At 71.4% G+C, this 12,322-nt stretch carries 15 protein-coding genes; 13 read left to right on the top strand and 2 right to left on the bottom strand.

Going from position 1 to position 12,322, the window contains the following annotated elements; translation table 11 throughout:
- Position 1: 1 nt before the first annotated feature.
- Positions 2 to 1,051: an SLC13 family permease gene (locus tag RF645_RS10815; protein ID WP_235586844.1), complete on the top strand. Its 1,050-nt coding sequence runs from the start codon at positions 2 to 4 to the stop codon at positions 1,049 to 1,051.
- A 9-nt stretch (positions 1,052 to 1,060) separates the two neighbouring features.
- Here RF645_RS10815 and lexA read toward each other — a convergent pair whose 3' ends face one another.
- The gene (lexA, locus tag RF645_RS10810) at positions 1,061 to 1,837 is read right to left on the bottom strand and encodes a transcriptional repressor LexA (protein WP_235586845.1); all 777 of its coding nucleotides are present in this window, start codon (positions 1,835 to 1,837) and stop codon (positions 1,061 to 1,063) included.
- A 393-nt stretch (positions 1,838 to 2,230) separates the two neighbouring features.
- Here lexA and RF645_RS10805 point away from each other — a divergent pair, with 393 nt between their 5' ends.
- From RF645_RS10805 to RF645_RS10775, 7 genes are all read left to right on the top strand, one after another.
- Positions 2,231 to 2,818, top strand: a complete 588-nt coding sequence (locus RF645_RS10805; RefSeq protein WP_235586846.1) for a LysM peptidoglycan-binding domain-containing protein — start codon at positions 2,231 to 2,233, stop codon at positions 2,816 to 2,818.
- 69 nt (positions 2,819 to 2,887) lie between these two features.
- Positions 2,888 to 4,072: a histidinol-phosphate transaminase gene (locus RF645_RS10800; RefSeq protein WP_058872301.1), complete on the top strand. Its 1,185-nt coding sequence runs from the start codon at positions 2,888 to 2,890 to the stop codon at positions 4,070 to 4,072.
- A 71-nt stretch (positions 4,073 to 4,143) separates the two neighbouring features.
- Entirely contained in the window at positions 4,144 to 4,776 is a 633-nt protein-coding gene (hisB, locus tag RF645_RS10795; protein WP_058872302.1) for an imidazoleglycerol-phosphate dehydratase HisB, read from the top strand.
- A 41-nt stretch (positions 4,777 to 4,817) separates the two neighbouring features.
- Positions 4,818 to 5,576 (top strand): imidazole glycerol phosphate synthase subunit HisH, encoded by a 759-nt coding sequence (gene hisH / locus RF645_RS10790; protein WP_171004204.1) that lies wholly within the window; start codon positions 4,818 to 4,820, stop codon positions 5,574 to 5,576.
- Positions 5,573 to 5,740 (top strand): DUF945 domain-containing protein, encoded by a 168-nt coding sequence (locus RF645_RS10785; protein WP_137803089.1) that lies wholly within the window; start codon positions 5,573 to 5,575, stop codon positions 5,738 to 5,740. Before hisH ends, RF645_RS10785 begins: the two co-directional genes overlap by 4 nt.
- 40 nt (positions 5,741 to 5,780) lie before the next feature.
- Positions 5,781 to 6,548: a bifunctional 1-(5-phosphoribosyl)-5-((5-phosphoribosylamino)methylideneamino)imidazole-4-carboxamide isomerase/phosphoribosylanthranilate isomerase PriA gene (gene priA / locus RF645_RS10780; protein ID WP_058872303.1), complete on the top strand. Its 768-nt coding sequence runs from the start codon at positions 5,781 to 5,783 to the stop codon at positions 6,546 to 6,548.
- Positions 6,549 to 6,552: 4 nt separating this feature from the next.
- The gene (locus RF645_RS10775; RefSeq protein ID WP_058872304.1) at positions 6,553 to 7,446 is read left to right on the top strand and encodes an SseB family protein; all 894 of its coding nucleotides are present in this window, start codon (positions 6,553 to 6,555) and stop codon (positions 7,444 to 7,446) included.
- A gap of 18 nt (positions 7,447 to 7,464) precedes the next feature.
- Here the strand turns inward: RF645_RS10775 and RF645_RS10770 are convergent, their stop codons facing one another.
- Positions 7,465 to 7,962: a DUF1844 domain-containing protein gene (locus RF645_RS10770; RefSeq protein WP_058872305.1), complete on the bottom strand. Its 498-nt coding sequence runs from the start codon at positions 7,960 to 7,962 to the stop codon at positions 7,465 to 7,467.
- A gap of 666 nt (positions 7,963 to 8,628) precedes the next feature.
- Here RF645_RS10770 and infC point away from each other — a divergent pair.
- The 5 genes from infC (at position 8,629) to RF645_RS10745 (ending at position 12,243) form a co-directional block, all read left to right on the top strand.
- Positions 8,629 to 9,918 (top strand): translation initiation factor IF-3, encoded by a 1,290-nt coding sequence (infC, locus tag RF645_RS10765; RefSeq protein ID WP_368819092.1) that lies wholly within the window; start codon positions 8,629 to 8,631, stop codon positions 9,916 to 9,918.
- Between the two features lie 163 nt (positions 9,919 to 10,081).
- Positions 10,082 to 10,276, top strand: a complete 195-nt coding sequence (gene rpmI, locus RF645_RS10760) for a 50S ribosomal protein L35 (RefSeq protein ID WP_006214522.1) — start codon at positions 10,082 to 10,084, stop codon at positions 10,274 to 10,276.
- 113 nt (positions 10,277 to 10,389) lie between these two features.
- Entirely contained in the window at positions 10,390 to 10,779 is a 390-nt protein-coding gene (rplT, locus tag RF645_RS10755) for a 50S ribosomal protein L20 (RefSeq protein WP_006214523.1), read from the top strand.
- Positions 10,780 to 10,792: 13 nt separating this feature from the next.
- On the top strand, positions 10,793 to 11,737 hold the full coding sequence (locus tag RF645_RS10750) for an RNA methyltransferase (RefSeq protein WP_058872306.1): 945 nt from the start codon (positions 10,793 to 10,795) through the stop codon (positions 11,735 to 11,737).
- On the top strand, positions 11,734 to 12,243 hold the full coding sequence (locus tag RF645_RS10745) for an NUDIX domain-containing protein (protein ID WP_368819082.1): 510 nt from the start codon (positions 11,734 to 11,736) through the stop codon (positions 12,241 to 12,243). The genes RF645_RS10750 and RF645_RS10745 overlap by 4 nt, the downstream gene beginning before the upstream one ends.
- The last annotated feature ends 79 nt before the right edge of the window (positions 12,244 to 12,322 follow it).

The raw sequence follows: 12,322 nt of genomic DNA, 5'->3' as shown, positions 1-12,322 counted from the left end.
GGTGGCGCTCGTGGCGGCGGCGCTGGCGCTGGCTGCGGGCATGCAGGCCACGACCGAGTCCCGGCTGGGCGCGCTCATGGTCATCACCGCGGCGCAGTCGATCTCGATCTGGAACATCGGCGTGCGGACCGCCGCAGCCCAGAACCTCGTGGCCGTCGGATTCATCCAGGAGTCCATGGGGGCCACGATCTCCTGGCCGCAGTGGTTCGCCGCCGGCGCTCCCTGGGCTGCGGTGATGTCCGTGGTGCTCCACTTCGTGATGCGGGCCACCATCAGGCCCGAGATCGACCGTCTGGAGGGCGGCCGTGAGATCGTCCAGAAGTCCCTGACGGAGCTCGGGCCCATGACCGGGGCGGAGAAGCGCCTGGCGGCTGTGGCCGTCATCCTGCTGGCCTTCTGGTCCACCCAGGGCTCGCTGCACGACATCGACGCCACCACCGTGACACTGTGCGCCATCGGCGTCATGCTGCTGCCGCGCATCGGGGTCTACTCCTGGGAGACCGTGGAGGAGCTCGTGAGCTGGGGGACGCTCGTGGTCTTCGCGGTCATCATCTCGCTGGGATCCGTGCTGCTGGAGACCGGGGCGGCGGCATGGCTGTCGGCGGCCGTGTTCGACGGGCTCGGGATCACGGGTCTGCCGGTGCTCGCGATCATCGCGATCGTCGGCGCGTTCACGATCCTGATCCACCTGGGATTCGCCTCGGCCACGTCCATGTCGAGCGCGCTGATCCCGGTGTTCATCGCCCTGGCCGTGTCGATCCCGGACCCGCCCGGCGAGGGCGTGGGCTTCGGGCTGATCATGCAGTTCCTGATCTGCTTCGGATTCCTGCTGCCGATCTCCGCCCCGCAGAACATGCTCGCCTACGGCACGGGCGCGCTCACCACGCAGCTGTTCCTGCGCACCGGCATCCCGCTGACGATCGTCGGCTACCTGCTCATCCTGCTGTTCTCGGCCACGTACTGGCAGTGGATCGGGCTGCTGCGACCGGCAGGGGATGAGCGACGAACGGCTGAGGACGGATCCGTCCTCAGCCGCTCGTCATGGCGGTGATCTGCGTGTTCAGAGGCTGCGCAGGACCGAGACGACCTTGCCCATCACCGTGGCGTGGTCGCCCAGGATCGGCTCGTACTGCGAGTTCTGAGGAAGCAGCCAGGTGTGTCCGTCGCGCTGGCGGAAGGTCTTCACCGTGGCCTCGTCGTCCAGCAGGGCCGCCACGATCTCCCCGTTCTCGGCGGTGGCCTGAGCGCGCACCACGACCCAGTCGCCGTCGCAGATGGCGGCATCGATCATGGAGTCGCCGGAGACCCGCAGCATGAACAGCTCGCCGTGGCCGGTGAGCTGGCGCGGCAGGGCCATGCGGTCCTCGACCTGCTGCTCGGCGGTGATCGGGGTGCCGGCGGCGATCCGGCCGACGAGCGGCACGAACGAGACGTCCGCGGAGCCGATCGACGGCAGGTCGTCGTCCAGCTCCGGCGCCTCCGAAGCGGCCGGAGCCTCGGCGACGGCGGAGGCGGCCTCCGCCTCGGGATCGCCAAGCAGATGCAGGGGCACCAGGACCTCGAGGGCGCGCGGGCGCTTGGGGTCGCGGCGCAGGTAGCCCTGCCGCTCGAGCTGATTGAGCTGGTGGGTCACGCTCGACAGGGACTTCAGGCCCACCAGGTCGCCGATCTCGCGCATGGACGGGGGATAGCCGTGGGCGGCGACGGCGCGCTGGATGACCTCCAGGATCGTGCGCTGCCGCGGGGTCAGGCCCTTGCGCCGGGAGGACTCGGAGCCCGTCGCCCGGGCCGTGCCGCCTGAGCCGCGCTGCGTGCGACCGGTGCCGCTGGCTGCCATGTCCGTCCTCGTCTTCCGTCGATGGGCGCCTCCGGATCGCCGGGTGCGCTGCGTGCTGGGCCGCGGCGACGCGCTCGCGCCGCGCCGTGGCCGCCTTGTGCTGTCTGAGCGGTTGCGTTGACTCGTCCTCGAGGCCCCGCCAGGGCCTCCGACCTGCACAGTCCTCTCGCTGAGGCTACGTGAGCCGGACGTCACCTTCAAACATCTGTTCGATCGTGTCTCGACACGAGTCGTACACAGGTGCTAGAAATGGTCGTAAGCAGTTCGAACACGTATTCGAGAACCGGGATCGGGTCTCGAATCCGACACAGGTTCGAACACGGGAGCGGCCACCACCCGCACCACCCGCACCGTCTGTCACCGTCCGTCCCTCGGCAAGAAGGAGTGCATCCCATGTCCGTGATCAGCACCGCTGTCCTGTCGCACTCGTCCTCCACCGGCAGCATCCCCCTCGTCAGCGCCCTGCGCAGCGGGGGCCGTGCCTTCGCGCAGGAGCTCTCCTCCGCCGTGCCCGCCCTGCGCCGACGCCCCGCTGCGCGGCTCAAGGAGTCGGAGGGGCGCCGTCCGGCTCTGCGCGTCATTCCGGGCGGTCGCGCAGCTGCACCGCAGTCTCGGACCCTGCCCGCCGTGAAGGAGCCGGAGGCCTCCGCACCGGCGCGATCCGCGTCCTCGCCCATGCGCCTGACCCGCCGCGGGCGGCTGCTGCTGATCGGCCTGCCGACCATGCTCGGCGTGCTGGCCGCGGCCGCACTGCTGGTCGTGCTGATCGCACCCTCCCACGTCACCGCCGGAACCGAGCCAGCCGAGGGCCCCGGGGTCGACTCCGTGACCGTCCAGCCCGGCCAGAGCCTCTGGGAGGTCGCTCAGCAGGCCGAGCCGCAGCGCGACACCCGGGACGTCGTCCTGCAGATCGTCGAGCTCAACGAGCTGGACTCCGCCCAGGTCTCCCCGGGCCAGCAGGTGCTGGTTCCCGCGGCCTGAGCCGCAGGACGGTGGGTTCGGCCGCCGTCGGATGCTGGAGGCCCCGTCCGCGCCTCGTAGACTGTCCTGGTGACTTCTCAGAGCGCGACACCCAGCACCGAGGGCGCCACGCGAGCCGAACGGCTCGCGTCGCTTCCCCTGCGCCACGACCTGCGCGGCAAGTCCCCCTACGGGGCGCCGCAGATCGACGTCCCCATCGCCCTGAACACCAACGAGAACACGCATCCGGTGCCGCAGGACGTCCAGGACGCCATCGTCGCCGAGGTCTCGCGGGTCGTGGGAACCCTCAACCGCTACCCGGACCGCGAGTTCACGCAGCTGCGCCGCGAGCTGGCCGAATACCTGGGCCACAGCCTGGACCAGGACAACATCTGGGCCGCCAACGGCTCCAACGAGATCCTCCAGCAGCTCATGCAGGCCTTCGGCGGCCCCGGTCGTCGTGTGCTGGCCTTCGTGCCGTCCTACTCCATGTACCCGCTGCTCTCAGCCGGCACGAACACGGAGTTCATCCCGGGCGCGCGCGCCGAGGACTTCACGCTCAGCGCCGAATCGGCCGCCGCACAGGTCCGCGAGCACCGCCCGAGCATCGTGCTGCTGTGCTCGCCCAACAACCCCACGGGCACCGCGCTGGAGGACGACGTCGTCGATGCCGTCTACCGCGCCGGCGAGGAGTCGAACACCGTGGTGGTGGTCGATGAGGCCTATGCCGAGTTCTCCCGCTTCCCGGAGCGCACCGCGCTGCGCCTGCTCGAAGGCCGTCCGCGCCTGGTCGTCAGCCGCACCATGTCCAAGGCCTTCGCCCTGGCCGGTGCGCGTATCGGCTACTTCGCCGCCGCACCGGAGATCGCCGATGCCGTGCGTCTGGTGCGCCTGCCGTATCACCTCTCCGCGGTGACCCAGGCGACCGCTCTGGCGGCGCTGCGCCATCGCACGACTCTGCTCGCCGACGTCGCCGACATCCGCATGCAGCGCGACCGGATCGTCGATGACCTCAAGCGGTTGGAGCTGGACCCGGCGGAATCGGACTCCAACTTCGTGTTCTTCGGCGGCGGCATCGACGCCCCGGCCCTGTGGCAGGACCTGCTGGATCGAGGCGTCCTGATCCGCGACGTCGGCATCCCCGGGCACCTGCGCGTCACCGCCGGCACCGAGGAGGAGACCACCGCGTTCCTCGACGGCGTCCGCGCGCACCTGGAGGGCCGGTCCGCCGCTGCGAAGGACTCCGAGACAGGGCAGGACCCCGCGAACCGCTGAACCGCCCGTCGCTGACGCCCTCGAACGTCGGCCCGGCACAGAATCCCCATCCCGCCGCAGGAGGCCCCATCATGAGCGATCAGCCCACCACCGCAGCGAGCGACGGCGCACGCACCGCCTCGCTCGAGCGCGTGACGTCGGAATCCAGCATCCGCGTCGAGCTGAACCTTGACGGCACCGGCCAGCACTCGATCTCGACCAGCGTGCCGTTCTACGACCACATGCTCACGGCGCTGTCCAAGCACTCGCTGATCGACCTGACGGTCCAGGCCACCGGCGACACCCACATCGACGTCCACCACGTCGTGGAGGACACCGCGATCGTGATCGGCGAGTGCCTGCGCACCGCCCTCGGCGACAAGCGCGGGATCGCCCGCTTCGGCGAGGCCTCCGTGCCGCTGGACGAGTCGCTGGCCCACGCCGTCGTCGATGTCTCCGGGCGCCCGTACTGCGTGCACATCGGCGAGCCCGAGGGCCAGCAGTACCACTTGATCGGCGGGCACTTCACCGGCTCCATGACCCAGCACGTCTTCGAGTCGCTGACTCATCACGCCGGGATCTGCCTGCACATGGAGCTGGTGCGCGGGCGGGATCCGCATCACATCGTCGAGGCCCAGTTCAAGGCCCTGGCCCGTGCGCTGCGCGCCGCCGTCGAGCCCGACCCGCGCGTCACCGGCATCCCCTCGACCAAGGGCGCGCTGTGATCCGCCGCCCGGAGGACGCGGTCGACGACAAGGGCCGCACGATCCCCGCGCCGCACACCGTGGGGGAGCCGCTGCCGCAGGAGCCGGCCTCGTCGGCGCCGTCCGTGGTCGTGCTCGACTATGGTGCCGGCAACGTCCGCTCGGCCGTCCGCGCGCTCGAGGAGGCCGGTGCCCGCGTCCTGCTCACGCGCGACCCGGAGCTGGTCTCCGGCGCCGACGGCCTGCTCGTTCCCGGAGTGGGCGCCTACGAGGCGGTGGCCGAGGGCCTGCGCAAGATCGGCGCGGTGCGTCTGATCGAGCGCCGGCTCATGGGCGGGCGCCCGGTCCTGGGCATCTGCGTCGGGCTGCAGGTCCTGTTCGAGCGCGGCGTGGAGCACGGCACGGAGACCGAGGGCCTGGGCCAGTGGCCCGGCACGGTCGAGCGGCTGGACGCCCCGATCGTCCCGCACATGGGCTGGAACACGGTCGAGCCGCCCGAGTCCAGCGTGCTCTTCCGCGGCATCGAGCAGGAGCGCTTCTACTTCGTGCACTCCTTCGGCGTGCTGAAGTGGGAGTTCGAGCAGAACAGCGAGCACATGCTTCCGCCGCAGGTCACCTGGTCGCGCCACGGAAGCCCCTTCATCGCCGCCGTGGAGAACGGGGCACTGTCCGCCACGCAGTTCCACCCGGAGAAGTCGGGCCAGGCGGGACTCCAGCTGCTGCGCAACTGGCTCGAGACGCTGCCGCGCACGGGCCGACTGGACGCCGCCCTCGCCGCGCGGGACGCGCAGACCGCTGGTCAGGAGGAGAGCGACGCATGAGCTGGGCCGTCATCGTCATGGCGCTGGGAGCCTTCATGGCCGGAGGCACCTACTCGTTCCACAAGCAGGGCTTCCCGCGCTACACCGTCGTGATCATGGGGGTCATCGCCGCCGCTTTGATCATCTACGGCGCCTTCGCCTGGTACACGGGCAGCCGCGGCTGAGCGCCGCCCCCGAGACATCCGCATTCGATCGAGGAGAGCAATGACCGAGTACACGAACCACGCCGAGCAGACCGGCCCGCGCCTCGAGCTGCTGCCGGCGGTGGACGTCCGCGACGGCCAGGCCGTGCGCCTCGTCCAGGGGGAGTCCGGCTCCGAGACCGGCTACGGCGATCCGCTGGAGGCCGCGCAGGCCTGGCAGGACGCCGGGGCCGAGTGGCTGCACCTGGTCGATCTGGATGCCGCATTCGGCACCGGGGACAACATCGACGTCCTCACGAGCGTGGCCCGGTCGCTGTCGCTGAAGATCGAGATGTCCGGAGGCATCCGCGACGACGCCTCCCTCGAGCGCGCACTGTCGCTCGAGCCGGCCCGGATCAATCTGGGCACCGCCGCGCTCGAGGATCCCGAGTGGACCCGACGGGTCATCGCCGAGCACGGAGACGTCATCGCCGTGGGCCTGGATGTGCGCGGCACCACGCTGGCCGCCCGCGGCTGGACCCAGGAGGGCGGGGACCTCTGGGATGTGCTCGAGCGCCTCGAGGCCGACGGCTGCTCCCGCTACGTCGTCACCGACGTCACCAAGGACGGCACGCTCAAGGGCCCGAACGTCGAGCTGCTGCAGCAGGTCGCGCAGCGCACGGGCAAGCCCGTGGTGGCCTCTGGCGGCATCGCCTCCTTGGAGGACATCGCCGCGCTGCGCCGCCTGGTGAGCTCGGGTGTGGAGGGCGCGATCATGGGCAAGGCCCTCTACGCCGGGCGCTTCACCCTCGAGCAGGCCCTGGATGTCGCGGGACGCCCGGAGGCCTGAGCCCGTGAGCGGCACCCGGCCGAACGACGACCCTCAGACTCCGCGAGGGCCCGCGCGCGAGCTTCCCGCGCACATCCAGGCGCAGCTGCGCTCGGCAGGCGGGCAGACCGACACCGGGGGACAGCCGTGGCAGGGCCGCGACCTGGAGCGCGGTCATGGCCACCTCTTCCCGGGCGACAGCGGCGCAGTCGACGCCGCGCTGGAGTCGGCCCTGGCGGCGCGCTCGCGGGGAGAAGCCGATGAGGCGGAGGTCGTCGCCGCGCTCGCAGCCGCCCGGGTCTTCGTCCCGGTCGTCGCCGAGGTCTCTGCCAGCACCCTCACCGACGACGGACTGGTGGCCGACAAGGAAGCGGACATGGCCCTGGTGCGGCTGAGCTCGCGCAGCGGTCGCAGCGTGCAGCCGGTCTTCGGCTCCGACGTCGAGGTCACGCAGTGGCACCGCCAGGCCCGGCCGGTGGCCGTCGATGCGCGGCGGGCTGCTCTGGCGGCTGTTCAGGACAGCGCCCAGATGCTCGTGCTGAACCCCGGCTCGGCTGCGCCCTTCGTGGTGCGCCGCCCGGCGCTGTGGGCGATCGCGCAGGGGATCGAGTGGACGCCGAGCTACGACTCGCCGGAGGTCTCCAGGGCGGTGCTCGATGCCGCTCTGGGACTGCCCGGTGTGGCCGGGGCCCACGTGCGGCGGGGCCGCGGCGCGGACACCCCGCTGAGCGGGGGAGGGTCGCTGCCCGGCGGGGGCGAGGGCCCGGAGCTGACCGCCGTGCTCGAGCTGCTGCCGGGACTGGACCAGGGGCAGCTCGACGGTCTTGTCCGGGCCTTCCAGGACAGGCTCTCCCAGCACACCGTGGTGGCCGAGAAGGTCGACAGCCTCGAGGTGGCCCTGGAGGCGCTCGAGATCTGAGGAAGCCGGTGGGTCAGCTCAGGAGAAGACGGGGCCCGTGAACTTCTCGCCGGGGCCCTGACCGGGCTTGTCCGGGTAGGTCGACGCCTCGCGGAAGGCCAGCTGCAGCGTGCGCAGGCCGTCGCGCAGCGGGCCCGCGTGCTGCGAGCCGATCTCCGGCGCTGCGGCGGTGACGAAGCCGGCCAGCGCCGTGATCAGCTTGCGGGCCTCGTCGAGGTCCTTGAGCGCCTCGGCATCCGGGCCCTCGGCCAGGCCGCACTTCACGGCGGCGGCGGACATGAGGTGCACCGCAGACGTCGTGATGACCTCGATCGCGGGGACCTCGGCGATGTCGCGGACCTGCTGGGTGACGGCGTCCAGGGCCTCCTGGCTCAGCGGGCTGCCCTCGTGCGGCTCCTGGGCATGGTCGTGATCGGCATGCTCGGGCTGCGCGGAATCCTGGGCGGGCTGATGCGCTGCGGCTCGGGCGTCGTCGTCCGAGGCGCCGTCGAAGCGGAAGGTGCTCTGAGAAGTCATGGCCCCAGCCTAGGTGCTGCGGGCGATCACGTCGGCGACGCATGCTCCGCCGGCCCGGGCCCCTGCCCCTGCCCGCACGAGCCCCGTCCGAGCGGTTCCGCCATCGACTGGCCGGATCGTCACTGTTTCCGCGCTGAACCGGTGACGACTCGGCCACTGGATCGAGGTGGGGTGAGCAATCGGCCCCTCACGGGACGCCCGCATCCTCGACGCCGCCCTCGAGCCGCCTCGTGATGCTCCATGCCCCGGCGAGGAGTCCTGTGGTCCCGGCCGCGAGTGCTCTGGCAGTGCGCGCCGTCCCGGTGAGTGGCATCGTGGCGATCCCCAGTTTCGCGCGTGGCCGGATCCTGCCCGCCGCAGCGTCATCCTGTTTTGGGGAGAAGCTTTCGTGTATGATTTTCGGCAGTGTGCAAGCGGAGGTGACTCCCACCCGCGCTGACCGCGATCTCAGGATCGACAGGGTCTCCGGGTCAAGACGACGCAGCAGCGTCCGCGCCGTGCCAGCAGAGATGCTGACGGCGTCCCCGTTCGGTCGGGGGATCGGTGGTTGCCGATCCGGATGCCTCGGCCTCCGCTTGCCCTGGGCAGCGGAGGCTTTTTCGTTGCCATCCGCACCAGGGCGCGGAGCTCGAGCACAGTTCGGGCGCCGTCGCCGCAGATCGCCGGATCAGACCGGCACGACTATCTCAGGAGCAGAGCATCAGCGATCCACGCATCAATGAGAAGATTCGCGTCCCCGAGGTCCGCCTTGTCGGGCCGGCGGGCGAGCAGGTCGGCATCGTCCGCGTCGAGGACGCCATGCGACTGGCCCGTGAATCCGATTTGGATCTGGTTGAGGTCGCCCCCACCGCCAAGCCGCCCGTCGCCAAGCTGATGGACTTCGGCAAGTACAAGTACGAGGCGGCGGTGAAGGCGCGCGAGTCGCGCAAGAACCAGTCGAACACGAGCCTCAAGGAGGTTCGGTTCCGCCTGAAGATCGATGACCACGACTACGAGACCAAGGTCGGGCACGCCAAGCGCTTCCTGACCGAGGGCGACAAGGTCAAGGCCATGATCCAGTTCCGCGGCCGCGAGCAGTCGCGTCCGGAGATGGGCGTGCGCCTGCTCGGCAAGCTGGCCGAGGACCTGGAGGAGTTCGGCCAGGTCGAGTCCAGCCCGCGCCAGGACGGCCGCAACATGGTCATGGTCCTCGGTCCGCTGAAGACCAAGTCCGAGGCCAAGTCGGCTGCCCGCCGCGCCAAGGAGGCGGAGTCCGATCAGGAGAGCCGTCTTCCCTCGAAGGTGAAGTCCTCCCGTCGCGATCGCGAGCGCGATGCTCGTGAGTCCGGCGTTCCGGCCACCGGCGATGCCGAGAACCCGCTGCCCGTGGGCGGCAGCTCGATCGGGGAGTCGATCCCCGAGGAGCTGCGCGCGCTGGCTTCGGCCAAGTTCGAGGTGCCCGAGGGCGCCCCGCCGCTGAAGGTCTCCGAGGATCAGCCGCCCGTCGTGCTTCCCAAGGAGGACAAGCGCGAGCCCCGCGGCGGCGGTCGCGGTCGCCAGGGCGGGCCCCGCTCGAACGATCGCGGCGGCTCGGATCGCGGATCCGATCGCGGCGGCCGTCCCTCCGGCGGCTCGGGTCGGCCCTCGTCGGGCCGCCCGGACTCCGGTGGCGCCTCGCGCCCCAGCGGCGGTCGTCCGTCCTCGTCGGGTCCGCGCACCGGCTCGGATTCGTCCAGGCCCCCGCGCTCGACCTCCGGGACCCCGCGTCCGGCCTCGAGCTCGCAGGGCTCCGGGCAGGGCGGTTCGCCCCGTCCGGCCGGCGGCCCGGGCCGACCCTCGGCGCCGCGCCCGTCGGGCGCCCCGACCCCCGGCTCGACGCCCAGGCCCGCACCCAAGCCGGGAACGGCGCCCAAGCCGGGCGGCGGACCCAAGCCGGGTGGAGCGCCCAAGCCGGGCGGACCCAAGCCGGGGCAGTGACCCCGCTGCCCTGACATGAAAGCTTCGACCCGGATCCCGCAGGACGGGACCGGGTCGGTGACCGAGGAGTCGTCGGCTCACCCAGCCGACGACCCAGACCAGGCCGCCCCAGAGGCGGCGCACCGCGACAGCGGTGAGACCGACAGCAAGGAGACGGCCCACCATGCCGAAGATGAAGACCCACTCGGGTGCCAAGAAGCGCTTCAAGATCACGGGTTCGGGCAAGGTCAAGCGCCAGCAGGCCAACCGCCGCCACTACCTCGAGCACAAGTCCTCGCGCCTGACCCGCCGCCTCGCCGGCGACAAGATCGTGGCCCCGGGCGATGCCAAGGTCGTCAAGAAGATGCTCGGCCGCTGAGCCGAAGCACCTCGCAGAACATCCGCTGACGGTCTCGCCGCAGCACCCCTGAACACCGAGCGACCCCCGGCCAGGACCGGGACGAGTCGCTCCCGCACCGAAGGAGCACACACGTGGCACGTGTGAAGAGGGCGCTCAACGCCCACAAGAAGCGTCGTACGACCCTGGAGATGGCCTCCGGCTACCGCGGACAGCGCTCGCGCCTGTACCGCAAGGCCAAGGAGCAGGTCCTCCACTCGTACACCTACAACTACGATCACCGCCGCACCCGCAAGGGCGACTTCCGCCGGCTGTGGATCCAGCGCATCAACGCCGCCGCTCGGGCTCAGGGCCTGACCTACAACCGCTTCATCCAGGGCCTGAAGGCCGCTGAGGTCGAAGTCGACCGCCGCATGCTGGCCGAGCTGGCCGTCAACGACGCCCCCGCGTTCAACGCGCTCGTCGAGATCGCCAAGAAGAACCTGCCCGCGGACACCTCCGCTCCGCGCTCCGACGCGGCCTGATCCCGCTTCGAGCGTGAGCATCGCGCAGCGCCTCGCCGACTCCGCGCTGATCAATCCCGGTTCCGACCGGGTGCGATCGGTCGCGGGACTGGCGAGGCGCTCTGCGCGTTCCAGGGCCGGTCGATTCCTCACCGAGGGCCCGCAGTGCGTCCGCGAGGCCCTGCGCGCGCACCTGGGGGAGTTCGACGCCCTGGTGCCTGCACCTCGGGACGGGGTGATCGACGCCCTCTACATCTCCGAGCGCGCGCTGCAGCGCCACCGGGACATCGATCAGCTCGTCGAGCGCGTGCTCCAGGCCGAGGGCTCCCCGCGGGTCTTCGTGCGCATGGTCTCCGACGAGGTCCTTGCGGCCATGTCGGATGCCGAGCACCCGCAGGGCGTGCTGGCGGTGTGCCGGATCCCCGAGCTGACCTGGGCGCAGGTCGCCGAGCGTCGGCCCCGCCTGGTGGCGGTCATGTGCCGCGTGCAGGACCCCGGCAATGCCGGGACCGTGCTGCGCGCCGCTGATGCCGCCGGCGCCGATGCCGTGGTGCTCACCGCCGGATCGGTGGATCTGCACAACCCCAAGGTGGTGCGCTCGACCGCCGGCTCCCTGTTCCATCTGCCCGTGCTCACCGGCCTGGATCCGGCCGAGCTGGTCGGCCGCCCCGTGAGCGATGCCGCAGGCGGTGAGCTGCAGGTGCTGGCCGCGGACGGCTACGGCGCCCTGGATCTGGATGAGCTGCAGGATGCTTCGGCAGCTGGCCGGGAGGCGGCTGTCGAGCTGGCACGCCCCACGGCATGGCTCTTCGGTAATGAGGCGCAGGGGCTGTCCGAGCAGGAGAAGGCCCTGGCCTCCCACCGCGTGGCGGTGCCGCTGCACGGGGCCGCCGAGTCGCTCAACGTGGGGACGGCGGCCACCCTGTGCCTCTACGCCTCCGCCCGCGCTCAGCGCCGCACCGCCGAGGGCGCCGTATGAGCCTGAGGCACGACGATGAGCGCACGTTCCGCACCCAGGTCGTGGCCGCCGCGCTGCTGGACGACCCGCACCGGCCCCAGCGGCTGATCGCGGCCCAGCGTGCCTATCCGGAGTCCCTGCGCGGGCTGTGGGAGCTGCCCGGAGGCAAGCAGGAGCCGGGGGAGACGGTCCAGGAGGCGCTGCACCGGGAGTGCCGGGAGGAGCTGGGTGTGCGGATCCGCCTGCTCGAGGAGGTCCCCGGACCCCATCGGCAGGGATGGCCGCTCAGCGAGTCGGCGGCCATGCGCGTGTGGACGGCCGTCGTCGTCGCAGCCGCGGAGGAGCAGGAAGCGGACGCCGACGCCCTGGGCATGGGCCGTCAGGCCGAGGGCGCGGATCATCTCGAGCTGCGCTGGGTGCGCATCGGCCCGGAGCCGATCGAGGGCCTCCAGGAGGCCGAGGCCCTGCCGTGGATCCCCGCGGACCTGCCAATCCTGGACGGCATCCGACGTCACCTGGCCGGCTGAGCAGGCGGCCGGCGACCCATGCGAGTCGCCCACAGGCACTGTGCCGGGGCCGGACGAGGGCCTTGCGGGGACTAGACTT

Origin of the sequence: Kocuria sp. CPCC 205260 (assembly GCF_040981045.1) — a bacterium.
Classification (GTDB): domain Bacteria; phylum Actinomycetota; class Actinomycetes; order Actinomycetales; family Micrococcaceae; genus Kocuria; species Kocuria palustris.
The sequence above is the reverse complement of the archived record's forward strand: the minus strand, read 5'-3'. Positions and strand labels throughout refer to the sequence as shown.